General features: G+C 54.2%; 3 tRNA genes. All 3 read left to right on the top strand.

Annotation, left to right across the window (positions count from 1 at the left end):
- A tRNA-Ser gene (locus tag HMPREF2542_RS09375) sits at positions 1-90 on the top strand.
- 12 nt (positions 91-102) lie between these two features.
- Positions 103-176, top strand: a tRNA-Met gene (locus tag HMPREF2542_RS09370).
- 6 nt (positions 177-182) lie between these two features.
- Positions 183-255, top strand: a tRNA-Phe gene (locus HMPREF2542_RS09365).
- Positions 256-262 lie beyond the last annotated feature (7 nt).

Below are 262 nucleotides of genomic sequence, written 5' to 3'. Positions count from 1 at the left end.
GGAGGATTACCCAAGTCTGGCTGAAGGGAACGGTCTTGAAAACCGTCAGGCGTGTAAAAGCGTGCGTGGGTTCGAATCCCACATCCTCCTTAGTAGGAATAGCGCGGGATGGAGCAGCTAGGTAGCTCGTCGGGCTCATAACCCGAAGGTCGTAGGTTCAAATCCTGCTCCCGCAATAGGTAGGCTCGGTAGCTCAGTTGGTAGAGCAATGGATTGAAGCTCCATGTGTCGGCGGTTCGATTCCGTCTCGCGCCATTTGTTT

Source organism: Streptococcus sp. HMSC034B05 (genome assembly GCF_001809055.1).
Classification (GTDB): domain Bacteria; phylum Bacillota; class Bacilli; order Lactobacillales; family Streptococcaceae; genus Streptococcus; species Streptococcus constellatus.
This window is presented reverse-complemented; position numbering and strand designations above follow the sequence as displayed.